Origin of the sequence: Pseudomonas sihuiensis, from assembly GCF_900106015.1 — a bacterium.
In the GTDB taxonomy this organism is placed as follows: Bacteria; Pseudomonadota; Gammaproteobacteria; order Pseudomonadales; family Pseudomonadaceae; genus Aquipseudomonas; species Aquipseudomonas sihuiensis.
In genome coordinates this window covers 1,150,422-1,177,371 of record NZ_LT629797.1, presented here as the reverse complement: position 1 = coordinate 1,177,371, position 26,950 = coordinate 1,150,422, and the positions used below count along the sequence as shown (strand labels likewise).

22 protein-coding genes, 3 tRNA genes and 3 pseudogenes are annotated in these 26,950 nt (G+C 60.7%); 13 read left to right on the top strand and 15 right to left on the bottom strand.

Annotated elements, in window-relative coordinates; all coding sequences use genetic code 11:
* The first annotated feature begins 31 nt into the window (after positions 1-31).
* The 7 genes from BLT86_RS05605 (at position 32) to BLT86_RS05575 (ending at position 12,679) form a co-directional block, all read left to right on the top strand.
* Entirely contained in the window at positions 32-8,653 is an 8,622-nt protein-coding gene (locus BLT86_RS05605; protein ID WP_051037293.1) for a GH36-type glycosyl hydrolase domain-containing protein, read from the top strand.
* A 5-nt stretch (positions 8,654-8,658) separates the two neighbouring features.
* Positions 8,659-8,874, top strand: coding sequence for a CsbD family protein (locus tag BLT86_RS05600; protein WP_026088572.1), 216 nt, complete (start codon positions 8,659-8,661; stop codon positions 8,872-8,874).
* Positions 8,875-9,981: 1,107 nt separating this feature from the next.
* Entirely contained in the window at positions 9,982-10,713 is a 732-nt protein-coding gene (locus BLT86_RS05595) for a S1 family peptidase (protein WP_017676988.1), read from the top strand.
* A gap of 107 nt (positions 10,714-10,820) precedes the next feature.
* Positions 10,821-11,069, top strand: a complete 249-nt coding sequence (locus BLT86_RS05590) for a hypothetical protein (protein WP_017676989.1) — start codon at positions 10,821-10,823, stop codon at positions 11,067-11,069.
* A complete protein-coding gene (locus BLT86_RS05585) occupies positions 11,066-11,278 on the top strand; it encodes a CsbD family protein (RefSeq protein ID WP_013715900.1) in 213 nt (70 codons plus the stop codon). The genes BLT86_RS05590 and BLT86_RS05585 overlap by 4 nt, the downstream gene beginning before the upstream one ends.
* 235 nt (positions 11,279-11,513) lie before the next feature.
* A complete protein-coding gene (locus tag BLT86_RS05580) occupies positions 11,514-11,672 on the top strand; it encodes a DUF3309 family protein (RefSeq protein ID WP_017676990.1) in 159 nt (52 codons plus the stop codon).
* A 173-nt stretch (positions 11,673-11,845) separates the two neighbouring features.
* Positions 11,846-12,679, top strand: coding sequence for a BON domain-containing protein (locus tag BLT86_RS05575; protein ID WP_017676991.1), 834 nt, complete (start codon positions 11,846-11,848; stop codon positions 12,677-12,679).
* 125 nt (positions 12,680-12,804) lie between these two features.
* Here the strand turns inward: BLT86_RS05575 and BLT86_RS05570 are convergent, their stop codons facing one another.
* Positions 12,805-13,347, bottom strand: a complete 543-nt coding sequence (locus tag BLT86_RS05570; RefSeq protein ID WP_017676992.1) for a hypothetical protein — start codon at positions 13,345-13,347, stop codon at positions 12,805-12,807.
* A 221-nt stretch (positions 13,348-13,568) separates the two neighbouring features.
* Between BLT86_RS05570 and BLT86_RS05565 the strand changes: the two genes are divergently transcribed.
* On the top strand, positions 13,569-14,270 hold the full coding sequence (locus tag BLT86_RS05565; RefSeq protein WP_017676993.1) for an alpha/beta fold hydrolase: 702 nt from the start codon (positions 13,569-13,571) through the stop codon (positions 14,268-14,270).
* Between the two features lie 36 nt (positions 14,271-14,306).
* Here the strand turns inward: BLT86_RS05565 and BLT86_RS05560 are convergent, their stop codons facing one another.
* From BLT86_RS05560 to BLT86_RS05545, 4 genes are all read right to left on the bottom strand, one after another.
* Positions 14,307-14,516 (bottom strand): hypothetical protein, encoded by a 210-nt coding sequence (locus BLT86_RS05560; protein WP_017676994.1) that lies wholly within the window; start codon positions 14,514-14,516, stop codon positions 14,307-14,309.
* 100 nt (positions 14,517-14,616) lie between these two features.
* Complete coding sequence (locus BLT86_RS05555; protein ID WP_017676995.1) at positions 14,617-14,922, bottom strand: hypothetical protein; 306 nt, start codon at positions 14,920-14,922, stop codon at positions 14,617-14,619.
* Positions 14,919-15,341 (bottom strand): phage holin family protein, encoded by a 423-nt coding sequence (locus BLT86_RS05550; protein ID WP_231976580.1) that lies wholly within the window; start codon positions 15,339-15,341, stop codon positions 14,919-14,921. Before BLT86_RS05550 ends, BLT86_RS05555 begins: the two co-directional genes overlap by 4 nt.
* Positions 15,342-15,364: 23 nt before the next feature.
* Complete coding sequence (locus tag BLT86_RS05545; RefSeq protein WP_013715907.1) at positions 15,365-15,745, bottom strand: DUF883 family protein; 381 nt, start codon at positions 15,743-15,745, stop codon at positions 15,365-15,367.
* A gap of 481 nt (positions 15,746-16,226) precedes the next feature.
* Between BLT86_RS05545 and BLT86_RS05540 the strand changes: the two genes are divergently transcribed.
* From BLT86_RS05540 to BLT86_RS05530, 3 genes are read left to right on the top strand one after another with little or no spacing between them, the layout of a single operon-like run.
* Entirely contained in the window at positions 16,227-16,622 is a 396-nt protein-coding gene (locus BLT86_RS05540) for a DUF4398 domain-containing protein (protein WP_017676997.1), read from the top strand.
* Complete coding sequence (locus tag BLT86_RS05535; RefSeq protein WP_017676998.1) at positions 16,619-17,410, top strand: OmpA family protein; 792 nt, start codon at positions 16,619-16,621, stop codon at positions 17,408-17,410. Before BLT86_RS05540 ends, BLT86_RS05535 begins: the two co-directional genes overlap by 4 nt.
* Before the next feature lie 45 nt (positions 17,411-17,455).
* Positions 17,456-18,682: a diguanylate cyclase domain-containing protein gene (locus BLT86_RS05530; RefSeq protein ID WP_092375220.1), complete on the top strand. Its 1,227-nt coding sequence runs from the start codon at positions 17,456-17,458 to the stop codon at positions 18,680-18,682.
* A gap of 21 nt (positions 18,683-18,703) precedes the next feature.
* Here BLT86_RS05530 and BLT86_RS05525 read toward each other — a convergent pair whose 3' ends face one another.
* The 7 genes and pseudogenes from BLT86_RS05525 to BLT86_RS05505 form a co-directional block, all read right to left on the bottom strand.
* A complete protein-coding gene (locus BLT86_RS05525; protein ID WP_017677000.1) occupies positions 18,704-19,420 on the bottom strand; it encodes a Crp/Fnr family transcriptional regulator in 717 nt (238 codons plus the stop codon).
* Positions 19,421-19,539: 119 nt separating this feature from the next.
* Positions 19,540-20,268 carry a Crp/Fnr family transcriptional regulator gene (locus BLT86_RS05520; protein WP_017677001.1) on the bottom strand — a complete coding sequence of 243 codons (729 nt, stop codon included), beginning with the start codon at positions 20,266-20,268 and terminating at the stop codon, positions 19,540-19,542.
* Positions 20,269-20,560: 292 nt separating this feature from the next.
* A pseudogene (locus tag BLT86_RS26400) lies at positions 20,561-20,995 on the bottom strand (methyl-accepting chemotaxis protein); the annotation flags it as partial.
* Between the two features lie 108 nt (positions 20,996-21,103).
* Positions 21,104-21,871: pseudogene (locus tag BLT86_RS26395) on the bottom strand (PAS domain-containing protein); the annotation flags it as partial.
* Between the two features lie 689 nt (positions 21,872-22,560).
* Positions 22,561-23,062 (bottom strand): annotated as a pseudogene (locus tag BLT86_RS26060) (DUF6436 domain-containing protein); the annotation flags it as partial.
* A 25-nt stretch (positions 23,063-23,087) separates the two neighbouring features.
* Positions 23,088-23,498: a hydroxyisourate hydrolase gene (uraH, locus tag BLT86_RS05510; RefSeq protein ID WP_017677003.1), complete on the bottom strand. Its 411-nt coding sequence runs from the start codon at positions 23,496-23,498 to the stop codon at positions 23,088-23,090.
* Between the two features lie 14 nt (positions 23,499-23,512).
* Complete coding sequence (locus tag BLT86_RS05505; RefSeq protein ID WP_017677004.1) at positions 23,513-24,010, bottom strand: GlcG/HbpS family heme-binding protein; 498 nt, start codon at positions 24,008-24,010, stop codon at positions 23,513-23,515.
* A gap of 146 nt (positions 24,011-24,156) precedes the next feature.
* Here BLT86_RS05505 and BLT86_RS05500 point away from each other — a divergent pair, with 146 nt between their 5' ends.
* A complete protein-coding gene (locus BLT86_RS05500) occupies positions 24,157-24,828 on the top strand; it encodes a heavy metal response regulator transcription factor (protein ID WP_017677005.1) in 672 nt (223 codons plus the stop codon).
* Positions 24,825-26,219, top strand: coding sequence for a heavy metal sensor histidine kinase (locus BLT86_RS05495; RefSeq protein ID WP_092375216.1), 1,395 nt, complete (start codon positions 24,825-24,827; stop codon positions 26,217-26,219). The genes BLT86_RS05500 and BLT86_RS05495 overlap by 4 nt, the downstream gene beginning before the upstream one ends.
* Positions 26,220-26,533: 314 nt before the next feature.
* On the opposite strand, the gene BLT86_RS05490 is transcribed toward BLT86_RS05495, so the two are convergent.
* From BLT86_RS05490 to BLT86_RS05480, 3 genes are all read right to left on the bottom strand, one after another.
* Positions 26,534-26,620: transfer RNA gene (locus BLT86_RS05490), tRNA-Leu, on the bottom strand.
* A 121-nt stretch (positions 26,621-26,741) separates the two neighbouring features.
* A tRNA-Cys gene (locus BLT86_RS05485) sits at positions 26,742-26,815 on the bottom strand.
* A 38-nt stretch (positions 26,816-26,853) separates the two neighbouring features.
* A tRNA-Gly gene (locus tag BLT86_RS05480) sits at positions 26,854-26,929 on the bottom strand.
* Positions 26,930-26,950 lie beyond the last annotated feature (21 nt).

The following is a 26,950-nucleotide window of genomic DNA, read 5'->3' as shown; positions in this document are numbered from 1 at the left end:
CCGAACGCTGACGCCGCACGCCAGGAAGCATATGGATACTCAGTGGTCTAGCCTCATCCGGCGATTATGGCGCTCTATGCCTCGTACATTCGAATACGAGGCCGTCCTCCGCTCTGAACTGTTCAGTGCCGAGCAAATGGCGAACCATGGTGTAGAGCTCGCGCATCAGCATCGACTCAGCCAGCACACCACCTCGGACGGCTTGCTGGAGCGACTGACCGAGAACGCCAGGGTACTGGCGAGCAGTTGCCAGGCCATGACGGTCGCGACGCTTTCCAGCCAACGAGCTACACCCGCCGCCGAGTGGTTGCTGGACAATTTCTATCTGATCGAAGAGCAGATACGAACCGCCCAGAAGCACCTCCCCAGAGGCTATTGCCGTGAGCTACCCGGGCTGTCTCATGGGCCATCGTCCACCCTGCCCCGCGTTTATGACATCGCCCTGGAAACCATCTCCCACGGCGATGGACGGGTCGACAGTGAAAGTCTCGGGCGCTTCATCACCGCCTATCAATCCATCACTGCGCTGAGCCTGGGCGAACTCTGGGCCGTGCCCATCATGTTGCGCCTTGCGCTGATCGAGAATCTGCGCCGCGTGGCCGCACGGGTGATGGCCAGCTGGAACGATCGCAACCTGGCGAATCAGTGGGCAGACCGCTTGAGTGAAACCGCAGAGCGCGATGCCAAGAGCATCGTGCTGGCCGTAGCGGACATGGCGCGCTCACCATTGCCCATGTCCAGCTCGTTCGTCGCCGAACTGGCGCGCCGGCTGCAGGGGCAGAACACCGCGCTCATGCTGCCGCTGACCTGGATCGAGCAGACACTGGCGGAGTCCGACCTGAACATAGAGCGTCTAGTGCAGCTGGACGCGCAATCACAAGCGGCCGAACAGGTCTCCATCAGCAACAGTATCAACAGCCTGCGCATGCTCTCGGCCACCGATTGGCGCAAGTTCGTCGAGCGCATGAGTGGCGTGGAGCAGGTGCTGCGCGAGGACCCTGCGGGTATCTACGCACGCATGGACTTCGCCACGCGCGATCACTATCGGCATGCGGTGGAACGGTTGTCCCGGGCCTGTCAGCACGACGAGACAGGAGTCGCGCGCGCGGCGCTCGACCTGGCCGCAGGCGCACCGCCTGATATCCCGCGCATGGCCCATATCGGCTTCTACCTGATCGATAAGGGTGTACCGGCACTGGAGCGACAGCTCGGTGTGCAGTTGTCACTCATCGAGCACGGGCAACGGCTGCTGAGTCGTGCGCCACTGTATTTTTTCCTGATTCCAGCCCTGCTGCTCACCGTCCTGCTGGCCTGGCCTATGCTGGCCCTGGCGCATGCCGACAATTGGTCGCTGGTGTACCTGGTCATGCTCAGCCTACCACTCCTGCTGATGACCAGCCGCCTGGCCATCGGCCTGGTGAACTGGCTGGTGACCCTGACGATGCCGGCGAACATGTTGCCGCGCCTCGATTACAGCGAGGGCATTCCCGCGGATGCCTGCACCCTCGTGGTCGTGCCGACACTGATTGGCAGCGCGCTGGATGTCGACGAGTTGGTGGAGGGCATGGAAGTGCGCTACCTTGCCAACCGCGACAGCAATCTGCATTTTGCCCTGCTCACCGACTTCCTCGACGCGCAGCAGGAAACCCAGGATGAGGATGCGCCGCTGCTGGAGCGGGCCAGCCAGGCAATCGAAGCGTTGAATGACAAGTACCCGGCCATGGAAGGCAGCCGGTTCAACCTGTTGCATCGACCCAGACGCTGGAACCCGACCGAGCGCCGCTGGATGGGGCATGAACGCAAACGCGGCAAGCTGAGCGAGCTCAATGCAGTGTTGCGCGGCCACGGAAGAGAACGCTTCGACACGATCGTCGGCGATCTGGCGAGGCTGCAGCAGACTGTCTACGTGATCACCCTGGACACCGACACGCAGCTACCGCGTGATGTCGCACGCCAGCTCGTCGGTACCCTCGCTCACCCTCTGAACGCGGCGCAGTTCGACGCCAGCAAGCGACGCATCACCAGCGGTTACGCGATCCTGCAGCCACGGGTCGGCATCAGTCTGTCGAGTATCGCGCGCTCGACCTACGCCCACCTGTTCGGTAGCGATGCAGGGATCGACCCTTACACACGCGCCGTTTCCGATGTCTATCAGGATCTGTTCAGCAATGGCTCGTTCATCGGCAAGGGCATCTATGCCGTGGATGCCTTCGAGCGCGCGCTGGAGGATTGCCTGCCGGCAAACCGCATTCTGAGTCATGACCTCATCGAGGGGTGCTATGCGCGCTCCGGCCTGACCAGCGACATCCAGGTCTATGAGGAATACCCCGCCTGCTACAGCGCCGATGCCAAACGGCACCACCGCTGGATTCGCGGTGACTGGCAGTTGCTGCCTTGGTTGCTCTCATGCCCTCCCTCGGCTGGCTGCCAGCAGGCTACCCGCCTGGATGCTCTGGGCCGCTGGAAGATCTTCGACAACCTTCGCCGCAGCCTTGAGCCGGCGGCTTTTCTGTGCGGTCTCTTGTGGGCCTGGTTCGCCAGCTCGCAGCCGCTGCTTTGGGTACTGGCGATCATTGCCCTGGTGGTTACGCAACCCTTGCTTGGCCTACTGCACGAATTGCTGCACAAGCCACCCGAGGTACCGCTGCGTCTGCATCTGACTACAACCCTGCGCAGCAGCGGATCAAGCTTTCATCGAGCCCTCTTGCCGCTGGTATGGCTGCCTTTCGAGACGCTCAACAGCCTGGATGCGATTGGTCGAACGCTATGGAGAATGCTGGTCAGCCATCGCAACCTGCTGCAGTGGAACCCTTCTCGGCAAGTCGAGCGCGGCAGTCGTAACGATCTATCCGGGCTGTATCGCCTCATGTGGGTGTGCCCGGCACTCGCCGCCGGACTGTTCATCCTGCTGGTCATGCATCCTCTGGCTCTGGCGGTCGCCGCGCCTTTCCTGCTCGCCTGGTCGGTCGCCCCCGCACTCGCCTGGTGGCTGAGCAAGCCTTCGGCCTCGCTGGCGTTCGAACCCACTGCACACGAGCGACGCTTCCTGCGACGTCAGGCGCGGCGGAACTGGGCATTCTTCGAGGACCTGGTAGGGCCTGCGGACAACTGGCTGCCGCCGGACAACATCCAGGAACAGCCGGTGGCCGTCACCGCGCATCGCACCTCCCCCACCAACATGGGGATGGCCCTCCTGTCCCACCTGGCCGCCCATGATTTCGCCTATATCAGCGGCGGGCACTTGCTCTCTCGGCTGGAGCACATGCTGACCAGCATGGCCCTGCTGCAGCGTCATCGCCGGCATTTCTATAACTGGTACGACACGCTCACCCTGAAACCGCTACCGCCGCATTACATCTCGACGGTGGACAGCGGCAACCTGGCCGGCCTGCTCATGACGCTGCGTCAGGGACTGCTGGAACTGCCTGATGCTGCGCCAAATGACACGCGCACACTGCAGGGCCTCAGAGATTGCCTTGATGTCCTGCAAGAAGCCGTGCTGGATGCCGGTCTGGATGGACAGCTTCTGGACGGGCTGTTCAAGGTATTGGCAGCGCCAGCGCTCCCCCCCGAGCCCCCGAGCAACCTGCTGCCTACCCTGCAGCGCTTGCTCGAGCAGGCAGAAAAACTGATCGTCCCCCTGGCCCAGCAAGAAGAACCCAGCTACTGGCTACAGGTGCTGAGCGCGCAATGCCGAGACCTGGGCGCTGAAATGTCGAGCCTGCTCCTGCCTGGCGAACGGTCGCGACGCGTCACCTGGCAGCAACTGGCAACGCTCGATGCCAACGACCGGCCGGCAGACGAGCAGGTGCCAATGCGCAAAGCCAAAGCCTGCGCAATGGAGCGAATCGCGCTGGTAGAACGCCTGGCCAAATTGGCAGGCGACCTGGCAGACATGGATTTCACCTTTCTCTACGACCCGCAGCGAGACCTGCTGGCCATCGGTTACAACGCTGATGAACAACGTCTCGATGGCGCCTACTACGACCTGCTGGCCTCGGAGGCGCGGCTGACCAACTTCGTCGTGATTGCCCAGGGTCAGTTGCCACAGGAGGGCTGGTTCGCCCTCGGCCGACTGTTGACCAGTAGCGGTGGCGTCCCGGTGCTGCTGTCGTGGACCGGCTCGATGTTCGAGTACCTCATGCCGCTGCTGGTGATGCCCAGTTACCCGAGAACCTTGCTGGACCAGACCTGCAAGGCCGCAGTGGCGCGCCAGATCGATTATGCCAGCAAACTCGGCCTGCCCTGGGGCGTATCCGAGTCGGGCTACAACGCCCTGGACACGCAGTTGAACTACCAGTACCGAGCGTTTGGCGTTCCAGGTCTTGGCCTGAAACGGGGACTCGGCGACGACATCGTCATCGCCCCCTATGCATCGGCTCTGGCTCTGTTGGTGGCACCTGCCGAGGCGTGCCGAAACATGCAGGCGCTGGCTGGCATGGGCATGGCGGGTCGCTACGGCCTGTATGAGGCGCTGGATTTCACCAGCGCGCGCTTGCCCCTGGGGCGAAGCTCAGCGGTGATCCAGTCGTTCATGGCCCATCACCAGGGCATGAGCTTCCTGGCACTTGCTGCCGTGCTGCTCGAGCGCCCCATGCACCGGCGCTTCGAGGCCGATCCGCAGTTCCAGGCCACGGCCTTGCTGCTCCAGGAGCGCATGCCCAAGAGTGCGACTCAATACCTGCATGCGCCCCAGGTGGCGCAGGAAGAAGCGGCGACTCGCGTCGATGAAAGCAAGTTGCGCGTCTATACCCACCCTGATCGCGCCCACCCTGCCGTCCAGTTGCTCTCCAACGGCCATTATCACGTGATGATAAGCCATGCCGGCGGCGGCTACAGCCGATGCAACGAGCTCGCCGTCACCCGTTGGCAGGAGGACGTTACCTGTGATGCCGCCGGGACGTTCTGCTACCTGCGCGACACCGCCAGTGGTGCATTCTGGTCGAGCGCATTCCAACCGACGCTGCAACGTACGGACAGCTTCGAGGCGATATTCACCGACGCCAGGGCCGAATTTCGCGTGCGCCAACAGGATATCGACACCCATACGGAGATCGTCGTTTCCCCCGAGGACAATGCCGAACTGCGGCGCCTGCATATCAACAATCGTGGCCTTGCGCGTCGCTCCATCGAACTGACCAGCTACGCCGAAGTGGTGCTGGCGCCGCCGCGCAGCGACTCGGCCCATCCGGCCTTCAGCAAACTGTTCATAGAGACCGAGTTACACGCGGATCTACAGGCGATTCTGTGTACCCGCCGGCCGCGCTCGAAAACCGAACACGCCCCCTGGCTATGCCATCTGCTGGCCGCCCATGGCGTTGACATCGAAGCGATTTCCTACGAGACCGACCGCGCCCGATTCATCGGTCGCGGACGCAACCTGGCGCAGCCGGCGGCCATGGACGTCGAGGAGCTCTCGGGGACGGTCGGCGCCGTGCTCGACCCCATCGTGGCGATACGCTGCCGCTTCGTCCTGGAGGCTGGCCAGGGCGCCATCATCGACCTGGTAAGCGGTGTCAGCGACAGCCGCAGCGGGTGCCTGCACCTGATCAACAAATACCGCGACCGCCACCTCGCTGATCGCGTTTTCGATCTGGCCTGGACCCATAGCCAAGTGCTGCTGCGGCAACTGAACATCAGTCACGCCGATGCACGCCTGTTCGAGCAGATGGCCGCGTCGATTCTCTACAGTGCGCCGGCGCTGCGCGCCCCCCCTCAGATCCTGGCGGCCAACCAGCGCAACCAGACAGGGCTCTGGGGCCAGGCCATCTCGGGCGACCTGCCGATCGTGCTGCTGCAAATTTCCAGCGCGGGCAACATCGAACTGGTGCGCCAGCTGGTACAGGCCCATGCCTACTGGCGCCAGAAAGGGCTGGTGGTGGACCTTGTGATCTGGAACGAAGACCAGGCCAGCTACCGGCAGAACCTGCAAGACCTGATCCTGGGCCTGGCGACCTCCGGCAGCGAGGCGCATCTGCTGGATAGACCCGGCGGCATTTTCGTCCGCCCGGTGCAGCAGCTGTCCAGCGAGGACCGGATTCTGATGCAGGCCGTGGCACACCTCGTGCTCAACGACAGGCATGGCCGTCTGTCCGAACAGATCCGCCATCGCAAGGCAGGCCCGGCATTGCCGGCGTTCGACGCGCGCTTGCTGCGCAAGCCCGCGCGCAGCTCAACACTTCCGGAACCAGACCCACGCCTGCTGCTGAGCAACCCCTATGGGGGATTCAGCGCCGATGGCAACGAGTACGTCATTCATCTGATGCCCGGCCAGCCCACTCCGGCACCCTGGGTCAACGTGATCGCCAACCCCCAGTTCGGCACGGTGATATCGGAAAGCGGCAGCGCCTACACCTGGCATGAGAATGCTCACGAATTCCGCCTCACGCCTTGGTGCAACGACCCCGTCACCGACACCAGCGAAGAGGCCATCTACCTGCGCGACGAGGACAGTGGTCACTACTGGTCACCGACTGCCCTGCCCTGTCCGGGAAACGCTCGGTACCTTACCCGTCACGGGTTCGGCTACAGTCTGTTCGAGCACGATGAGGACGGCATCCGAACCGAGCTGCGCGTCTATGTGGCGCTGGAGGCGCCAATAAAGTTCTCGCAGTTGCTGGTGCGCAACACCTCGAATCGGCCCCGGCGACTCTCGATCACCGGCTATGTAGCCTGGGTTTTGGGCGAGTTGCGCAGTCAATCGAGCATGCACATCGTCACCGATGCGGACCCGGACACTGGCGCCCTGTTCGCGCGCAACGCCTACTCGATCGAATTCCCTGGCCGGGTGGCTTTCTTCGATGTCGACATGCCGCTCATGAGCAGCACGGCCGACCGCAGCGAATTTATCGGACGCAATGGCAACCTCAAGGCACCGGCAGCCATGGCCCAGGAGCAGCTGTCAGGGCGCAGGGGCACGGGGCTCGATCCCTGCGCTGCGCTGAGGGTCGGGATCGAACTGGTGCCAGGGGCAAGCCACGAGGTGACCTTCCGTCTTGGCGCCGAGCAGAGCGCAAAGAGCGCCTCTCGCCTGGTTCAGCGCATGCGCGGCAACGCCACGGCAGCGGTCGAACTGGAAATCGTACGCACCCACTGGCGTTCGACGCTGGCAGCGGTGCAGATTGAAACGCCCGAGCCGGCGCTCGATGTACTGGTCAACGGCTGGCTGATGTACCAGGTCATCGCCAGCCGCTTCTGGGCACGCAGCGGCTACTACCAGTCTGGCGGAGCCATCGGCTTTCGCGATCAATTGCAGGACGGCATGGCCATGCTGCACACCGAGCCGGCAGCGGTGCGTCGGCATCTGCTGCTATGCGCAGCCCACCAGTTCATAGAGGGCGACGTGCAACACTGGTGGCACCCGCCGATGAACCGTGGCGTGCGCACCGGCTGCTCCGATGACTATCTCTGGCTAGCCCTGGCAACCAGCCGCTACGTGCAGGTCACCGGTGACCACAGCGTGCTCTCGGAAAGCGTTGGTTACCTGGAAGGCCGCGCACTCGACAGCGGTGAGGAATCCTATTACGACCTGCCTGGCCAGTCGGCTCTGCGAGAGACGCTTTACCAGCACTGCGTGCGCGCCATCGAGCACAGCCTGCGACGCGGCGGTCATGGCCTGCCACTGATGGGGCATGGCGACTGGAATGACGGGATGAACCGTGTCGGTGAACAGGGCCAGGGAGAAAGCGTATGGCTCGGCTTCTTCGGCCATGAGGTGTTGAGCCGATTCGCGACGACCGCCGAACGCAATGGCGACCCGGACTTTGCACGCCGCTGTCTGCAGCAGGCCAAGGCCCTTGGTGAAAGCCTGGAAAGCCACGCCTGGGATGGTGCCTGGTATCGCCGTGCCTACTTCGACGACGGCACGCCGCTGGGCTCGGCCAGCAACGACGAGTGCCGTATCGATTCCATCACCCAGAGCTGGTGCGTACTTTCGGGCGCGGCCCCCGAGAAGCGCCAGCGCATGGCCATGGCGTCGCTCGACCGTCACCTGTTTCGTCGCGACATAGGCCTGATCAAGCTTCTCACGCCGCCTTTCGATAACGGCACCATGGACCCTGGCTACATCAAGGGTTATCTACCCGGCATCCGCGAGAACGGCGGCCAATACACCCACGCAGCGGTCTGGGCAAGCATGGCCTTCGCCGCGCTCGGCGACAGCACACGAGCCTGGGAACTCCTCCACGCCATCAACCCGATCGCCCATGGAGACAGTGCCGCTGCGATTGCGACCTACAAGATCGAGCCCTACGTGCTGGCTGCCGATGTCTACGGCATGCCGCCGCATGAGGGGCGTGGCGGCTGGAGTTGGTACACCGGCTCCGCCGGGTGGATGTACCGCTTGATCGTCGAGTCCTTGCTCGGTGTGCAGCGCAGCGGCGCCTGCCTGCATATTCGTCCGCTATTGCCGGCACACTGGCCCGGTTTCACCTTGCACTACCGTTATGGCGCCACGCCTTACCGAATCACGGTGCGGCGCACAAAGCAGGATGAGCAGACGATCGACCTCGATGGCATCCGCCTCGAAGGCGACGGACTGCCATTGCGCGATGATGATCGGGAACACCACGTGGACATCAAGCTGCCGCTGAATCTCATCAGCAGCCCTGATCCCGTCATGCCGCCTACTCAGCCTTTGGACATCACGGAGTAACTCAAATGAGCAGACTACTTAGCGACATCATCAAAGGAAAATGGCGGCAACTGGCCGGCCCAGCCATGATCAACTGGGATGAGCTGACCCTTGATGAGCTGATCAAATCCGAAGGGGATAAAGACAAATTGACCCATCTGGTAGAGGTACGCTACGGCATGACCCACGAAGAAGCAGAAAAACAGGTGCTGAGCTTCTTCGAGCGCAATCGCACCACGTAATGATCGACTACATCTTCGAATACCAACCTCTAGAAAGTTAGAGCAGATAGTTCAACCTGCAATATTCGAGTAACAAAAGACAGCCCTGCCTTAAGCGATAGAGTGTCAAGCGACCTAGCCCTAGAGTGGCTTGACCACACCGGCAAATCAACGCAATGCAATCCAGCACTCAGTTATTTCTAGTCGCGGGTTTCTCCACATGGCAAAAAGTTTGGACCTTGGCTTGCAAGGCATCTGCCATCTCCTGCGCCTCGCTCATAGTTGTGCCAGCTACGAGGTGTATGATCACCGTGTGATGAGGACTACCTGGCTGCTCATCAAGTGGTTCACAAACGATAATAAGTGGAACATTCTTTGGCTCAGGAGGCGACGGCGCAAGCTCTCTGACAATATATCGATAGATATCTGAGTACGAAGTTTTCATTACGACCTCCCAATAGGCCGGTATTAGGCCTAGCTAATTGCCCCGTCCCCCTCACCATTGCAACTCATGCTCGCGAAGCAAGGACTACTTTTTTAAAAAAAACAGACGACCAACGAAAATATCACCTTTTCATATGATCGCTGACACTCAAGCTAGCGAAGACTCCTTCTGCGAAAGATCGCATGGCGTTAGTTCGCTAGCTATCCATCAAGTCATCTTGCAAGTCTCGTGTCGATTGTTCGCGCTTCTCGCGCTTGAGAAGTCGACGTTCACGCTGCTCAACCTCTTGCTGGTAACTGCTGGAATCAGAACCCCCGGGCAAATGCTGGTCAGCAGGTTTACTCGGTTGGTCAGATTTCTTGGGCTTGTGCATATCGTTCACCAATCGGAATTATCCGACGCGAAGCAGACGCGCCATCCATATGGATACTGCCACTCCGTACCCACTCGATCCGTACGCTGGCACGCATACGATTCGGTCTTCACCCGATAGACTCAATGCACCGAAACGAGGGATGGCCCCGCATTCATCGGTGATGCCATGGCTGGCTGCAGAATGGATGAAAGATCAGGACGCAATGGCACAAGTAACACCGCTGGTTTGACTGTTTGCGGGCTAGCCCAAGGACTTGATGCGACATGACAGTCGGTAAGCAAATTATCGACCGGAGGCCCTTAAGAAGATGATCGATTCCCTGATGTTGAGCGTGGCACGTATCACCACCATTGCAGGCACGCAGGTGCTGACCAATGCCAGCGGGTTCTTCTTCGCTCGCGATGAGCGCCTGTTCCTGGTCACCAGCCGCCACGTATTGATCGATGAGCCCACGGGTCATCACCCGGACAGCCTGGAGATAGAAGTCCACACCGATTCGACCAATATGGCCAGCTCCACAGGCTTTTCCATCCCTCTTTACCGCAACGGCGGCAGCCTATGGCGCCAAGGCCTGGATAGTGCCGGCGAAATCGATGTGGCCGCGATCGAAATCGAACGCCCGGCACTACCCACTGCCATCGCCTACCACGCCTTCAGACCGGAACATTTAGTGCAGCCTCAGGAACATATCGAGATCGGCGCCCAGTTGCTGGTGGTTGGTTTCCCGCTCGGCTTCCATGACAGCCTTCACCACATGCCAGTGGTACGCCACGCAATTCTCGCGTCCTCTTTCGGCCTTCGCTTTCAGGGTCTCGGCTATTTTCTCACCGACGCTCGCACTCACCGCGGTACCAGTGGCTCACCGGTGGTGATGCGGACCAGCAATCCCGCCACAGGGCAGCAATCCCTGCCGTGGCGCCTGCTGGGTATTCACTCGTCCCGGGTCGACCTGGGCAGCCGTGACCTGTTACTGGACGAGGCGTTAGGCCTTAACTGCACCTGGTACGCCGATATTCTGATGACGCTGACCGAGCACTGACTTGCAACCTAAGCGCGACAACGCACCGACTGGCCCGTACCAGCCTGTCACAGTCCTCTTCCCGGCACCTCGCACCTTTGCAGTTGCCGGTTTTAGCAGAGGTCACCATGCACAAGCCCACCTATCAACAACCGGCCAAGCATTCGGGTAAAGCCGAAGGCCAAACCCAGAAACCGTCAACCGCCAGCACCGCCCAGCCGTTCTACAAGGCGGATCGCGATCCTGTCATCAGCAAGGACAGCTTCGAGGGGCCCGCCAAGTCGCCTCAACAACCCAAGGAAGCGGCCAACCAAGGCAAGCCGCAGGCCACTCAGGACAAGCGCAACGCGCAGAACCGGGAGCCGAAAAAGTCATGAGCCTGCCAAGTACGGATGCCCTCAAAGGCAAATGGCAGCAACAGGTCGGCGCCGCGAAGATCGCTTGGGGCAAGCTGACCGAGGACGAGTTGCTGAAAACCGAAGGCCAGGAGCAGAAACTGGCTGGTCTGATCAAAGAGCGTTACGCCCTCACGCGTGACGAGGCAGACAAACAGGTCAAGAGCTTCCTGCAGAAATGCAAAAGCTGATCTGACCGCGCACTCCATCGCTCCGCCCTCTGCGGAGCGTTTGGCTTCCTGGCGTTCAGCGCCAAGCTCCCCTCTCCTGCCCGCCGCAACAGCTTGCAGCGCTATCGCCAGCTTACGTGCGCAGCCGTACAGATCGGCAGCCCTGTCTACGCCATGCTGATGTCATGTAGAGCACGGACCCACCACTGCGCGCCTGCTAAACCCACCCCATCATCAATACCGCAAGGAGCCTGCCATGAGCCTGGGCACCATTCTGCTGATCGTGCTGATCCTGCTACTGGTCGGCGCTATTCCCACCTGGCCTCACAGCCGCAGTTGGGGCTACATGCCCAGCGGCGCCCTGGGCCTGATCGTCGTCATCCTCCTCATTCTGGTGCTACTTGGCCGGATATGAACCTGGGCCTGCCCACGGTGCGCCAACGCACCGACTGCCAGCCCATGGGCTGCCAAGCTGCATCATCCGGTATCGGCCATAGCCGATACCGGTGCAACGCCCTCCCACCGACCATCGGCCAGGCGCCAGCTGCACGCGCATCGCCGCCGGCTTTCTCGCAAAGGACTCTTATCATGCATACGCAACCGCGCACCCTTCTGCTGGCTTCATCGCTCGCTCTGGCCATCGCCACAGCGAGCGGTGGTGCGCTAGCGGAAAACATGTCCCAGGACATCACCGAGGCACGCCAGGAAAGCCAGATCTCGACCGCCTACTCCATCAGCCCCTATCTGCGCGCCAGCGACCTCAAGGTTTCGGTGGACAATGGCAAGGCGACGCTGACCGGCCGAGTGACCGAAGAAGCCAACAAGGAACTGGCCAATGAGATCGCGCTCGGCGTCAGCGGCATCGATTCGGTGACCAACAACATCGTCGTCGATGCTAAGTTCACCCCGAGCAAATCCAGCGGCGAACGCAGCTTCGGCGATACCATCGACGATGCCAGCACCACGGCGGCGATCAAGTCCAAGTTGCTATGGAGCCGACATGCCGAGGGCATGGATACCAAGGTAGTCACCCGCGACGGCAAGGTCACTCTCAGCGGCACTGTGGGCAGCAGTGAAGCCCTCGAGCATGCGGCCAGCCTGGCAATGAGCACCAACGGCGTGACTGCCGTCGACAATCAGCTGAAGGTCAAGGCTGACAAACCGGGTATGGTCGACAGCAGCAAGCAGGCCGCCAGCGAAGCCGGCGACGACATCGCCGACAGCTGGATCACCACCAAGGTGAAATCCACTCTGCTCTATTCGCGTAATGTCGGCGGTACGGGGATCGATGTCAGCACCGAGAACGGTGTCGTCACCCTCAGCGGCAAGGTTGACGATGGCGCCGAACGCGCCTTGGCGGTGAAACTTACGGAAAACGTGCGCGGGGTGAGAAGCGTGCAATCGAAGGCGCTGACCTTCTGAGACGAGGACGATATGCCAGGTCAGCCCCAGCGGGCTGACCGGCCATATCTACTGCAAATTACGCCGCGCTGGCTGCCATGCCTCAGGCAGACCGAAGGACGCTGATGCCGGACATGACCCGCAACTTAGTTTAACCAGCCGTCACGCCCGCTCTGGACCATATCCACATCCTTGCAAGTACCACTGGAAGCCGTCAGCACTTCACGGACCATACTGGTTTGCTCGGCACTGCGGGTATTGGCCAACAACACGCTACCGCCGGCGGCTATCTCCTCTGGAGTCAGGCTCGGACGCCACGGGACAACCGCAGCGAGGCCGATCAGGGCACCTAGCAAGGCCCCAAGAAAAGCACCCCAGCCCATCAGCATGATCGGCGCAAGCGATGGGCTGGCAGTCAGCAAGCCCATGTCCGAGATGACCAGAGCCGCTTGGGCCAGTGCGCCCAATACCCCGCCGACCACAGCGCCGATGGCGCCATAGGTCAGCATCGCATTGCGCGCCGAACGGCTTTTGAGCCGAGCCGCCAGGCCCAGCGGCGTGTGTTCACTAACATCCAGTATCTGCAACTGCTCACGTGATAAGCCGCGCTTGAGCAGCTTGGACAGGACGCGATCAGCCGCTGCACGCTGGGCAAAACTGGCGGATACATTATGACGATAGGTGTCCATCGCTCTACTCCCGATTGGCTCCACGCACAAAGCGCGTACGACTTCAGGCTATTGCCACGGTGGCGTGGCGTCTGTGCGTTCGCGTACCTCCACAGCTCAGTGCCGCCGCCCCTGGGTGTGCTAACGCACGGTCGCCACGCCGCGCATGGCGCAACCTGAGCGGAAGCTGTGCCCAGCCTGTCCGGATTCCCCCATCTGCCGATAAAATTGCGAGGCCGACCATGACCAGACCACACCTGCTGCTGCTTCCGGGATTACTCTGCGATGCGCGCCTCTGGCAATATCAGGCCGCAGCTCTCGCCGCCACCGCGCACGTTTCGGTCGCCGACGTCAGCGATGAAGACTCCATTGCCGCCATGGCCAGCGCGGTGCTTGCCCAGGCACCGGCCGATGAGTTCGCCCTGGCCGGTTTTTCCCTGGGCGGCTATGTCGCCCTGGAAATTTTCCGCCAGGCACCTCAGCGCGTGCTGGCCCTGGCCTTGCTGGATACCAGTGCCAGGCCCGACACGGACGAAAATAGCGAAGCCCGAATGCAGTCGATACGCCTAGCGGCAATGGACTTTCCTGCCGTTATCGAAGGGCTGCTACCAAAACTGGTGCACCCGGCGCATCTGGATGATCCGGGCTTGCTGGAAGTGATTCGTGCCATGGCCAACAGTCAAGGTGCGCAAGTCTGCATCAACCAGCAGCGGGCCATGATCGGCCGTGTCGATAGCCGTCCGGACCTCTATCGGATCGCCTGTCCAACCCTGGTGCTGTGCGGCAGCGACGATGCCATCACACCACCGGAAGTCCACCGGGAAATGGCCGACGCCATCACCGGCGCGCAGTTGGCCATTATCGAGACCTGTGGCCACCTGGCTCCGCTGGAGCAGCCGGATGCCGTCTCAAAGGAACTAAAAAACTGGCTGGCGCGGCTGTAGCCGCAAACGGTGCCAGAGATCAGGCGTCCAGCGGGCTCAAATCAGACGCTGCCAGACCTCCGTATCGGCCAGATCGTCGAGTGTGGCGTGGCGCGCATGGCCGTACAGCGGATTGAGCTCATAGCTCCAGGCCGACTCGAGACTGGCGGCATAGCGCATGCCACTGGGTTTGTGCAGGTAGAGCGCGAGCGACTGGCACTGCGCATTGATATGCCTGACGAGGGGTGATTCGATCATTCCGTGCATGGCGAAACCTGCTGCGGCGCTGGCCGTTCTGTTTCTGGTCAACTTCATGCTGTGCCAGTGCAACGCAGTTGTATGTACGCCAGCGTACTTCCCAGACACATTACCTCAGGCGCTTTGGCCGAGCACTTGCCGGCCTCTGCCGTGGCGCACCAGAAGCGAGCAGACGTACGAAGCGACCGAGAATCAGCAGTAGACTGAAACTGCGCAAGGCACGCGGCCCCAGCAACATGGCCAGCGCAGAAACCAGCTGCACGCGCTGGGCGGGCATAGCCCTGAGCAGGCGCAGGGTCAGGCTGCGGGGATAGCTGCCCTTCGAGTCGGCGCCCAACAGCTGCTGCAGACGCTGACGCTGCGCCGCTAGCTGCAAGCGCAACGCCTGGCGTTGTTGCTCGGGGGATACCTTCATATCGTCCGCCGCAGCGCGACGAACCCAGCCGCCAGTTCCTCACGTGTCGCCGCGAAGGACTGGGCGCCACGGCCAACGAGCACCTTCAGGCGCCAGCAGGCCAGTAACAGTCCCAGACCATGCAAGCCTACCACCGCCAGAACGCCAGACCACTGGTACGGCGTTGCCCAGCTCAGCGCCAGCAACAGCGCACTGAGTACCAGCAACAGGCTTAACAGGCAGGCAAAAGCCAGTCCGGCGAACAGCACAAGCCGCAGTAGGCGACGCTTCTCCTCAGCCCACTCCAGACTAGCCAACTGCCCGTGCAGCTCGACCTGTTCGAGCAATTGCGGACCGGCGACACGCCACAGGCGCAGAAGGCGCAGCAAGCCCCGCAGTGCGCCTGGCGCTGCGGGGCTGACGGGGGAGGACTTGGGCATATACATTGCCGTTCGATCCATGCTTATCGGCTACGAGCCAGCACACAGCCGAGCAGAAAGGCCGCCGCCGCGCCGACCCCGATGGCTTTCCAAGGCTGCGCATGCACGTAATCATTGGCCATCACTGCCTGATGATTGGCCTGTTTGGCCAAGCTAAGCCCAAGCGTCTCGATTCCCTGACGAGTGCTGGCCAGGCGGGCAACCAGCCGATCCTTGGCATGTGCCAGATCGTCGGCACCGAGCGAGGTGGTTTCCTTGATAAGGTCTTCGAGGTCGGCCAACAGATTGTGAAATTCCTTGCTCAGGCCGGTGCGTGTGGTGCCCTCGGGGAGAACCAAGGCGGGTTGCGCCGCGCCACCAAAACCATTGCTGCCCGACTCTGGGCGATTGTCTGAACTATGCATGATTGACTCCAAATGAACTGAGGCTGAGTGAAAGAGCAGCTTGCGCCACCGTCGCAAGTGCGTCTGTGCGCCAGCGAACGCCATCTCCGGGGCCGCCGCAGCTTCCCTCTATGCGCGGCAACGTACCGACGCCGATTCGTACACCAGGCAATCTGCTGCATCAGGGTCAGGCACTCCCGCCGGCCCCGCTCCACAGCAGAGGTGCACGATGCATAACCCCACGCAACCCGACCCTACCTATCAACCACCACAGGTGACCGAGCGCCGCCGCCCGGCGGAGCCGGGCTCGTTCTCAGAGCCCGGTTTTCAACCCAAGCGCCGGGACGACACGGACAAGAGCATGCCCCCGCAGCAGTCGCCGGGGTCATTAGCCGGGGAACCTGGCGGGTGCCATACGCTGGACGCCAAACACCGCTGAGCCGCCGTCGATTTATCACTGTGCAGGCGGATGCCCAGGCTCCGCCGGCCCGAGGACAGCTAGATGAACAAGACCAAGAAAACCACCCGCGTCGGAGCGCTACTGGGCCTTGCCGGAACCGCCCTGCTGCTCGCGGCCTGCGCATCGCAACCTGTGCCGCCTATCCAGAAACTGCAGGCCGCGCAATTTGCCATCCAGAGTGCCGAACAGGCCCGTGCCAGCGAACATGCCGCCTTCGAGCTAGGCATGGCCCGGGAGAAACTGGCAGTCGCAGAAGTGGCGGTGCAGAACGAGGACATGCCGCTGGCCACGCGCATGGCCGAACAATCGCGGGCTGAAGCCGAACTGGCCATGGCCCGCTCGCAAATGACCAAGGCGCTCATCGTCAATCAGGAAATGCGTGACAGCACCGAGAGCCTGAAGCAGGAAATGCAACGCAACACGGGAGTGAGACCATGAACGTGCACTACACGCAAGTCTATCTATTGGTTGCCGCCTTCTCCCTCGTTGGCTGTGCAGCCACGCCAGTGACACCGACGGGTGCAGCCGATGCCCGCCACCGGTTGACTCAGTTGCAAAACGACCCGCAGTTGGCCAGCCGTGTACCGGTCTCACTGAAGGCTGCAGAGACCGCCGTACTGGCTGCCGAACAGCCGCGAACCGATGAATTCCTGGGCCAACACCTGGTGGTGATGGCTGATCGCAAGGTGGAGATTGCCCGTGCTCGCGCCCTGGAGCGTTTCTATGAGGACCAACGTAGGCAACTGGGCGAACAACGCGAAAGTGCCCGCCTCGACTCACGCACCCGCGAAGCCGATCAAGCGCAGCGACGCAACGTCGATCTGCAACGACAGATCGACGGCCTCAACGCCGAGGAAACCGAACGCGGCCTGTTGGTAACCCTGGGGGACCTGTTGTTCGCCAGCGGCCGAGCGGAGCTCAATGGCGACGCCAACCATAACCTGGCCACACTCACCGACTTTCTCAATCGTCACCCGGAACGTACGGTGACAATTGAAGGCCACACCGACAACGTCGGCAGCGAGAGTGCCAACTTCGGTCTGTCGCAGCGTCGTGCCGACAGCGTGAAGTCCCACCTGCAAAGCCAGGGCATCGCCGCCAGCCGCCTGCTCGCCTCAGGCATGGGCGAAGGCTCGCCGGTGGCCGGCAACGACTCGGCCGCGGGACGGCAACTGAACCGTCGGGTCGAGATCATCATCAGCAACAATCTCACCTCGTCGCGCTGAAGCGGCCGGCAAAGAGGCTCCAGGCAACCGGCAAGGGGAAACGCCATGGCCTATCGAATTCTCCTGGTCTCGACGGATGCCGCAGCCGGCTGCGGGCTCCAGGCCATACTGAACCAGGCCGGCGACGGCTGTTTCGTCGTCGAATGCCTGGATCGACTGGACGATGCGGTCATGCGCGCGCAGGCCGGCGGTCTGGATATCGCTCTGTTCGAGCAGAGTCTGTATCCCGGTACCGCCCTGACCAACTTCGAGCTGCTGTCACGCATCGCCGCGGCCATACCGCTGATGCTCTATCGAGCTCTCGGCGATGGCCGAGATTCTCGGACCACGCAGGCGTTCTGCGCCCTGATTCCAGCAGACCGGCTTGCCCATGAGCACGCACACGCCCAGATCATTCTCGATTCGATCGGCGCTGCGGTGATCACGACCGACCTGCTAGGCCGTGTCGATTACCTCAACCGCGCGGCCCAGCGTATCAGCGGCTGGACACTGGAACGAGCGCGCGGCCACTCCATCGCCGAAGTGATGCCGCCGCCCGATGGCGACGCCAGCCGCTGCGCTGCCACGGCGCCGCAGATCCTGCGAGAGAATCGTCCAACGCCCCCTGACCAAGGCACGCGTACACCGCGGGCGTTCGAGGACTCCTCGGCACCGATCCACAATGGCGATGGGCAAATCAGCGGGGCGGTGGTCGTCTTTCATGACGTCAGTGCAGCGCAGGCGAAGGCCGACAAGATGACGCACCTGGCCCAGCACGACATCCTTACCCACCTGCCCAATCGTCTGTTGCTCGACGACCGCATTGCCCAGGCGATGCACCTGGCAAAACGGCATGCCAGTTCACTGGCACTGATGTTTCTCGACCTCGATAACTTCAAGCAAATCAACGATTCACTCGGCCACACTGTCGGCGACCAGTTGCTGCAATCCGTCGCCCGACGCCTGCTGGCCTGCGTGCGCAGCTCGGACACCGTCAGCCGGACCGGCGGCGATGAATTCATCGTGTTGCTGAGCGAAATCCAGGGCGAACGGGACGCCGCCGTCAGCGCGCGGAAAATTCTCGACGCCCTGGCGGCGCAGCACTGCATCGAGCAGCTCGGGGTACAGATCACCTGCAGCATCGGTATCAGTCTGTTCCCGGCCGACGGCAGCAGTGCCGGGGCGTTGCTGCGCCATGCCGACAATGCCATGTATCAGGCCAAGCAGGCCGGTCGCAACCGCTATCGGTTCTTCCACGACCGCGTCGAGGTGCACGCGGATGGCAACCGGTAAGCCGCGCAGACAGTACCTGACTCAGGCCAAGCGGCGCAGCGGCAGGCTGAACTGCCGGCTGTAGTCGTCGAGCATCTCGGCGTAGCACTCGCAGGCCGCGGCCTCCAGCCGCGGCCGATCAAGAATGCTGATTTCGCCACGGCTGTAGTGGATCAGCCCACGTAACTGCAGCGCGCCAGCGGCAATGGTCACCCCGCTGCGGCGCACCCCGAGCATGTTGGCCAGGTATTGATGAGTCAGGTGGAAATGGTCGGCATGGGCACGGTCGTGTGTCATCAACAGCCAGCGTGCCAGGCGCGGCTCCAATGCATGGAACTGACCGCAGGCGGCGTTCTGCGACAGTTGCACCAGCAACACGTAGAGATAGCGCTTGAGTCGACGCTGCAGCCGCGGGCTGGCCAGCAGCTCTTCGTGCAGCGCTTCGATGGTGATGCGCAAGGCGCTGCCTGCACCCTGCACCACCGCCCGGCTGGGCGCCGTCTCTACCCCCAGTACAAGGGTGACACCGAGCATGCCTTCGTAGCCGATCAAACCCAATTCCAGCGGATGATGGCCACTCAGGATATTCACCTGCGAGATAAAGGCGGTGAGCGGAAAGTACAGGTAGTGCATCGGCTCGTTGGCCTCGCACAGGAGGCTGCCGAATTGCAGCTGCACCAGCTCGCAGTGCTGCAGCACGGCATTACGCTCTTTGACCGGCAGGCCGGCGAGGAGCAGATTCTGGATGACCCCTGACATGGGCGAGTCCCTGCGGCACATACGAATCGGAGGGGTGCGGAGCAGGTGCCTGACCATCCCGCGTCGCCAGTCTGGGGCAAGCCGGTGGTGGCGCTCTGTTCGCTACGGCACGCAACGCCTCAGTTGACCTGACGCTGCGGCACGTATGGCAGCAGACGGTCAGTCTCCTTCTTCACCACCGCGTAGCACTCGCAACTGAGCTGTTCCAGCTTGTGCCGGTCGAGCACGGTGATATGCCCGCGGCTGTACTCGATCACGCCCTGGCGCTGCAATTTTCCAGCCGCCTCGGTCACGCCTTCGCGGCGCACGCCAAGCATGTTGGCGATCAACTCCTGGGTCATGGTCAGTTGGTTGCTCGGCAACCGGTCTAGCGACAACAGCAGCCAGCGACACAGCTGTTGGTCGATGGAGTGATGACGGTTGCACACCGCGGTCTGCGCCATCTGGGTGATCAACGCCTGGGTATAACGCAGCATCAGCACAAGCAGCTCGCCATGGCGATCGAACTCGGCCTTGAGTAACGGCCCCTTGAGCCGGAAGGCATGCCCGCCGCTCTGTACTACCGCCCGGCTCGGCGTGCTCTCACCGCCCATGAACAGGGCGATGCCGACCAGCCCCTCGTTGCCGACCACGGAAATTTCCGCAGAAGCGCCACTCTCCATCACATAGATCAGCGAGATGATCGAATCGGTGGGGAAGTAGACATGGCGCATGGTATCGCCAGATTCATAGAGCACCTTGCCAAGCGGCAAGGGTACAAGCTCTAGATGCGCGAACAGACGCTGGCGCACCTCGGCTGACAGGGCCGCCAGCAGATGGTTCTGCTGCGGCTGATGCGATTCGTGCATGATCGGGCTCTCTGGGTGCAAAACACAGCGCAAGGGCTAGCATACGCCCAATGGCCGGGCACTCCGTACGCTAGCGCACAGAGTCCGATACACGGCTGTTCAGGAAGGGCCAATAGCCATAGCTGGAGTACGCCCCTGCCGTTCTACCCCATCAACCGCGATATCGGCTGGCCCACCTCCCACTGCCCGAGGCGCACAAGCAATGCGCTCCTCCTTCTTACCCGACTGAGAGATGCCCCTAAAGAATCTCTTTTTACTGATTCAACGCTGCACTAAGCTCCGCGATGCAGAATTACTGCAATTCGTTGGTGAAACGCCCAACCGCTCCAACCACTTGCTTAGCACCGTCCTGGATTTCCACAATCACCGTGCCGGCCTGGTTGGCCAGTGCCAGGCCATGATCGGCTTGCTCACGGCTACTGAACATCTCTCGCACAGCTCGCTCGGCAAGCGCCTGATTCTCCTGCACTACGGTGACGATTTCTTCGGTGGCTTCGCTGGTTCGACCAGCCAGCTTACGCACCTCATCGGCTACCACGGCGAAACCGCGTCCATGCTCACCCGCACGGGCGGCTTCAATGGCAGCATTGAGTGCCAGCAAGTTGGTCTGGGAAGCAATGCTACCAATGGTCTGAACGATTGAGCTGATCAACAACGATTGTTCACCAAGCGCCTCAATACTCTCGGTGGCCGATTGCATTTGTACAGCAATGCTCTGCATGGTCTGAACAGTTTGCTGCACGACTTCAGCCCCGCGCGCGGCACTCACATCCGTTTGTTGAGAAACGCCATAGGCAACGCCTGCCGCCTCCCGCACCTGGGTTTCCCGAGCCACTTGTTCAGTCACGACGCTAGCGAATTTCACCACCTTGGATAACTTTCCTTCGGCGTCATGAACGGGGTTATACGTCGCCTCCAGCCAAACCTCTTGACCTCTGCTGTCGATCCGTTTGAAGCGATTAGCCACGTATTCACCACGGTTGAGCGTCTTCCAAAAGGCTGCATATTGAGGAGCGTTCGCCTCTTCAGGCAGACAAAAAATGCTGTGATGTTTCCCGGTAATCTGGCCGAGCGAATAGCCCATGGCAGCAAGAAACTGCTGATTGGCGGTGATGACCGTACCGTCCAGATTAAAATGGATGACCGCAGTGGAGCGGATCAACGCGTCAATTAAAGCCTCGTTTTCTTTTGCTTTTTCGAGGGCCTGACTGATCTCGCTGCCGTACCCCTGGACGTGGGACAGCTTTCCGTCCTCGCCTTTGATTGGGAACCAATTCAGCTTTATCCAGGCGAGGCTCCCGTCGGCTCGCAGATAGCGGTAGTCATCACTCACCGGCTCAAACTTCGAGATAGCCATATTGAATGAATGAAAACAGGGCAGACTTTTCACGTAGGGGGGAACAATCGCTGACAGCGGACGCCCCCGAAGATCATTGGTGTATCCAAGAGCCTTAGCAAAATTCGCGTTGAATTCGCAGATGTTGAATTGCGCATCGAGTCTGATGGAGAGCATGCTTCGTTCCATCTGCTCAGCCTGTTGACGCAGCAGATACAGTTCCGCACTCTGGTCTTCTAGTGTTTTCTTAAGGGCACGGTTGAACATTAACGTCTCCACAGAATTAGGTAGATAGCGATTCGCAACGGAATCTTTGTCATTCCCAGGCAAGACCTACCGGCCCGCTGCGAATTATTCAGTACAGACTTGTAATTGCATCTGAGCAGGAGAAGTGCTTGGCCTAGACGCACTGCCCCGGCTTGAGCCGATCATGGTTTCACCGACATTTCTGTTGTGCCTTGCGAAAGTCAGTCACGCCCACGCTGGTCTACCGGCGGCCATTTAGCGCCCTCGTTGTACTGCCAACCCCGCTCTGCCCGATAGTCAATGCCTTCCGCTTGCCGTAGCACATCTTGTACAGCCCCTAGGTGCCGTAGCAGCTTCAGCACGGTGATGACCACCACGCTGCTACCGCCGACCAGCAGCGCCTGTCCTCAGGTGCCCTACCAGGCTGCCAGCCATAGGAAACATCAGCCAGAGAGCACCTGGCATGATGCGACCTTTTTCAATCAGGGACTGCCAGGCACTCGTTCATAAGATCTCGAGGCAGGCGCTGAAGAAAATGCAGGCAGGCATGGATAGCGCCAAAACCTGTACAAATTATATATTTTGTAAAGGTTTTGTCCAGCAATAGAGTGACCTGTCGTCGGGTTGTAGGTTACGAAGCATGCGCTGCGGTAGCGACGATAAGCACCGATGGCACGATTCTGCGGGGCTGGAGGCTGGGGACGCTTGTTGCAGAAGCAACCGAGAACCATATTGTTGCCCGCATTCACTCTGCGACCCGCTATCAGAGCCTCGAGAATGGGCTGGATGAAACTGGTGCTGGAGGTGCAGGGAGCACTCACTGTAAAGGCCGAAGCAAGCCAGGCGCCCATCGCGATCCCATATCGCCACTGCGGGGCTGGAGGGAATGTGTTCACTGCCGGCTGACCCCAGCAAGTGTTGCAATGAACTCAACGCACTCGGCAACTCACCATGACTGCCAACTCTCTGAGCGAAGTGGAACGTCACTCATTGCGGGGCGTATAGGCCCATCAGGTCAGCCAGATGCTGCTGGTTACCGACATTGCATGGACAGACTGGATCCCAGAAGTGCACGGCACGGGTCGCGCCAGGCAGCAAGACGGGCCGGCCAAGCCGACCCGAATCGCTTGCGCATGCGGCCAGGTGCGAAACATCGGTTTCATGGTGATACCCAGACCAGCCGGACATCCCCCATTTCAACCATGCCACCAGGTGATGCGATCAAACCAAGACCGACTCAATTGCCTCGGTATGTCGAAAAACCGTAGGGGCTGAGCAGCAGCGGGATATGGTAGTGCGGCACGGTACCGTCGACCTCGAAGATCACAGGCACCTCGGGGAAGAAGCTTTTCGTATCGTGCTTCGCGAACCACTCGCCGGTCTTGAACGTCACGCGGTAGGTGCCCTTCTCAAGTGCCTTGCCTTGCGGATACAGGGCAGTGATACGCCCCTGCTCGTTGGTGACACCGTCATTGAGCGCCTGCCAGTTCTGGCCATCCTTCTTCTCCAACGTGACAGTCACGGCTGGCGACGGCAGCCCGTCCTGCAGGTTCAGCACATGAACACTGAGTGGATTGGCATCTGCCAACGCCAGGGAAGAAAGGCCGCTCAGAATTGCACCAGCCAGAAGGGTTTTGAGAGCTTTCATGCTGTATCTCCGATTTATTGATGGATGGAAAGAATCTGTTCGATGGCCTTGAGTGCGCAGGCCTCATCATTGGCAGCACCGCCCGCCCCAGCGACGCCAATGGCACCGATGACCTGATCACCGACTTTCAGTGGTACGCCGCCGCCCAACAGCAGAAGCTCATCGAGCGTGTTGAGGTTCTCGGCGTCGGGGGTGCTGCGGGCTCGCTCGGCCAACAAGCGGGTTGGCGTTTTCGTCGACAAGGCGGTAAAAGCCTTGCGCTGCGCGGCCAAGGTGTTGTGTGGGCCGACGTTGTCGTCGCGCTGCAGAGCGACCAGGTTGCCGCCACGATCGACGACCGCTGCGACCGCGCTGCGGCCATCGGCGTGGCAGGCCGACAGGGTTGCATCCAGCAACTGATTGGCCAGCGGCAACGTCACGTCCTGACGCATCGCGACTTGCTCGGAGGCCCATGAACTCGACGCGATGATAGTCAGCGTCAGTGCGGACAGAGTGATGTGAAGCTTGGGCATGCCGTTCTCCTGGTTAGGCTCTGCTGAGCGGATGCCGGCAATCTTGCCCACCGGCGACCAGCAGATGGATTGCGCCAGGATTACGAATTTGTAATGGGAGTCAGCAGCGGTTGCGCCTAGGCTATGCACAGGTTCGGGAGATAGAAATGCGCATTCTGGTGGTGGAAGACGAAGCCAAAACGGCTGACTACTTGAGAAAGGGTTTGAGTGAATCAGGCTTCATGGTCGAGGTCGCGTTGAATGGCCTGGATGGCCAGCATCTCGTGCAGGAGTACGAATTCGACCTGATCATTCTCGACGTCATGCTGCCAGGACTCGATGGTTGGCAGTTGCTGCAGATCATTCGACGCAAGCATGACACCCCGGTGCTGTTTCTGACCGCTCGTGACGCAATAGAGGACCGGGTCAAAGGACTGGAGCTGGGCGCCGACGATTATCTGATAAAGCCCTTTTCCTATGCCGAGCTGCTCGCCAGGGTTCGTACGCTGCTGAGAAGAGGGCCGCCCCGCGAGATAGAACACTTCCAGGTGGCGGACCTTGCGCTCGATCTGCTCAAGCGCAAGGTCAGCCGCGCAGGTGATCGTCTCAACCTGACGAACAAGGAATTCGCACTGCTCCACCTTTTGCTCAGCAGACAGGGTGAAGTCCTGTCGAGGGCTCTGATCGCCTCGCACGTGTGGCAAATGAATTTCGACAGCGATACCAATGTGGTGGACGTGGCCATTCGACGACTGCGCGCAAAGGTGGATGATCCCTACCCACTGAAACTGATTCACACCGTAAGGGGCATGGGCTACATGCTGGATCTTCAGGCATGAAACTGTGGCCCAGAACGCTCAGTCTGCGCCTGGCACTGATGTTCGCGCTTTCGAGCTGCGTGCTGCTCGGTGCCGTGGCGGCATACCTGTATCACTCGCTTGAGCGGGAAATCCTCTGGCGAGATGATCAGGCCCTACTGGGTCGCCTGCAACGCATGCAGGCTCTCTTGGATGACGCCGAGAGTATCGAAGCCTTGCGCAGTCGCCCCCAGCTTTACGAAAACATGCTGGGCAACAGGGACAGCTTCCTGTGGATAGTCGATACAGCCGATCACATGCTGATCGAGGTAAACCCGGCGTCGCTGCCGTTACCCAAATTACCGGATGCCTCTTCACCCAAGCTGGGCAATGATCCGCACAACAGCTCCCTGCGCCTGGCCTGGCTGGACGTATCGCGTACCGGAGGACATCTGAAGCTGATAGCAGGGAAACGTGCAGATGAGCGCGAGCAAATGCTCAGCGCCTACCGAAACACAATCTGGATGGCGCTTGCAGCGGGTGTTTTCCTTGCGTTCGCCCTCGGCTGGCTGATCGGTCAAAGAGGGTTGCGCCCTGTGAGAGCGTTGGCCACTCAGGCAGCGGGTATCGACGTTCGCAACCTTCATCTGCGCCTCGACGACTTCGCCGATACGGCCGAACTCGAAGTGCTGAGCCAGGCGCTGAATCAGATGCTGGCCAGGTTGGAACACGGCTTCGCCCAGCTATCGCGCTTCTCTGAAGACCTGGCACACGAGATGCGTACGCCCCTGAGCAACCTGATGGGGCAGACCCAACAACTGCTCGGTCGCAGCCGCTCGGACGAGGAGTATCAGAACGTACTGGCCTCCAACCTGGAAGAATATGAGCGACTGGCCAGAATGATCGACAGCATGCTGTTTCTTGCCAGGTGCGAGCAGCCCAAGGCCACACTAAAGCGCGAACCGGTAGACCTGCATTCTCTTGTGGAGCAACTGTGTGAGTATTTCGAGGGCATGGCAGAGGACCGCGGCATCTGGCTGGTTAACCAAAGCCATGAACAGTTGGAAGCAGAACCGGAGCTCCTGCGTCGGGCACTTGCCAATCTCATCGTCAATGCGCTTCGCTACGGCGCAGCGAATAGCCCCGTCACCATCAGTACAAAAACGACGGAAAACACCCTGGAAGTATCGGTTCACAACCTTGGCGACCTCATAGATCCCAGGCATATGCCCCATATTTTCGAAAGGTTCTATCGCTGCGACGCTTCACGCAATCAACCCGACGACTCCGGTGGCCTTGGCCTGGCGATCGTGCGCTCAATCATGCATGCGCATGCAGGTGAGGTCAGCGTGAAGAGTGGCACCACAGGAACGACGTTCAGGCTCATCTTTGGTACAGCTAACGCGCAGGATGGAGCCTCCCCACCCGAATAATAGAGCCTCCCGTGGCTTAACGATCTACAGCTCGCAGCAGGAGACTGGAAAGAAAAAACCAGACAGGCCAAGACAAGGCTGTGCTTCCGCTGCGATAGTCAATCAATATCCCGCAGGAAGACTGCCAATACCGCGATATGCGCGAGAAAGCGAAACCCAGCAGGGATATTTCAAAGTTTCTGAACCTGCTCGGGCGCATAACGTTCGTCATGACCAAGCAATATCTCAGGAAGGAGAAAATCACCCCAACTTGATGATTTTCAATACTGTGGAAACGGCTTGAGCCTACCATTAAACGGAGGCGACGCAATTATTGGTGCCCGAAGCCGGACTCGAACCGGCACGCCCTTGCGAGCGAGAGATTTTAAGTCTCCTGCGTCTACCGATTTCGCCATTCGGGCGGTAGCGCTGTGCGAAGGACCGGACTATATACAGCCCTTCGCTTACCCGCAAGGCACGCAACGCTTGCCCGGGATAATGAAAAAAGCCTCGTAGATCAGTGATCTACGAGGCTTTTCGAATTGGAGGCTGAGGTCGGAATCGAACCGGCGTTCACGGATTTGCAATCCGGTGCATAACCACTCTGCAACTCAGCCATGAAGCAAACGAGCCGCCTTGGCGACTCGTGTAAAACTGGAGCGGGAAACGAGACTCGAACTCGCGACCCCGACCTTGGCAAGGTCGTGCTCTACCAACTGAGCTATTCCCGCTTGTCTTGTCGACGGGCGCCA

Coding starts and splice junctions, on each gene's coding strand:
- BLT86_RS05605 (WP_051037293.1), top strand. CDS start 32: ATGGATACTCAGTGGTCTAGCCTCATCCGGCGATTATGGCGCTCTATG.
- BLT86_RS05600 (WP_026088572.1), top strand. CDS start 8,659: ATGAGCAGACTACTTAGCGACATCATCAAAGGAAAATGGCGGCAACTG.
- BLT86_RS05595 (WP_017676988.1), top strand. CDS start 9,982: ATGATCGATTCCCTGATGTTGAGCGTGGCACGTATCACCACCATTGCA.
- BLT86_RS05590 (WP_017676989.1), top strand. CDS start 10,821: ATGCACAAGCCCACCTATCAACAACCGGCCAAGCATTCGGGTAAAGCC.
- BLT86_RS05585 (WP_013715900.1), top strand. CDS start 11,066: ATGAGCCTGCCAAGTACGGATGCCCTCAAAGGCAAATGGCAGCAACAG.
- BLT86_RS05580 (WP_017676990.1), top strand. CDS start 11,514: ATGAGCCTGGGCACCATTCTGCTGATCGTGCTGATCCTGCTACTGGTC.
- BLT86_RS05575 (WP_017676991.1), top strand. CDS start 11,846: ATGCATACGCAACCGCGCACCCTTCTGCTGGCTTCATCGCTCGCTCTG.
- BLT86_RS05570 (WP_017676992.1), bottom strand. CDS start 13,347: ATGGACACCTATCGTCATAATGTATCCGCCAGTTTTGCCCAGCGTGCA.
- BLT86_RS05565 (WP_017676993.1), top strand. CDS start 13,569: ATGACCAGACCACACCTGCTGCTGCTTCCGGGATTACTCTGCGATGCG.
- BLT86_RS05560 (WP_017676994.1), bottom strand. CDS start 14,516: ATGCACGGAATGATCGAATCACCCCTCGTCAGGCATATCAATGCGCAG.
- BLT86_RS05555 (WP_017676995.1), bottom strand. CDS start 14,922: ATGAAGGTATCCCCCGAGCAACAACGCCAGGCGTTGCGCTTGCAGCTA.
- BLT86_RS05550 (WP_231976580.1), bottom strand. CDS start 15,341: ATGCCCAAGTCCTCCCCCGTCAGCCCCGCAGCGCCAGGCGCACTGCGG.
- BLT86_RS05545 (WP_013715907.1), bottom strand. CDS start 15,745: ATGCATAGTTCAGACAATCGCCCAGAGTCGGGCAGCAATGGTTTTGGT.
- BLT86_RS05540 (WP_017676997.1), top strand. CDS start 16,227: ATGAACAAGACCAAGAAAACCACCCGCGTCGGAGCGCTACTGGGCCTT.
- BLT86_RS05535 (WP_017676998.1), top strand. CDS start 16,619: ATGAACGTGCACTACACGCAAGTCTATCTATTGGTTGCCGCCTTCTCC.
- BLT86_RS05530 (WP_092375220.1), top strand. CDS start 17,456: ATGGCCTATCGAATTCTCCTGGTCTCGACGGATGCCGCAGCCGGCTGC.
- BLT86_RS05525 (WP_017677000.1), bottom strand. CDS start 19,420: ATGTCAGGGGTCATCCAGAATCTGCTCCTCGCCGGCCTGCCGGTCAAA.
- BLT86_RS05520 (WP_017677001.1), bottom strand. CDS start 20,268: ATGCACGAATCGCATCAGCCGCAGCAGAACCATCTGCTGGCGGCCCTG.
- uraH (WP_017677003.1), bottom strand. CDS start 23,498: ATGAAAGCTCTCAAAACCCTTCTGGCTGGTGCAATTCTGAGCGGCCTT.
- BLT86_RS05505 (WP_017677004.1), bottom strand. CDS start 24,010: ATGCCCAAGCTTCACATCACTCTGTCCGCACTGACGCTGACTATCATC.
- BLT86_RS05500 (WP_017677005.1), top strand. CDS start 24,157: ATGCGCATTCTGGTGGTGGAAGACGAAGCCAAAACGGCTGACTACTTG.
- BLT86_RS05495 (WP_092375216.1), top strand. CDS start 24,825: ATGAAACTGTGGCCCAGAACGCTCAGTCTGCGCCTGGCACTGATGTTC.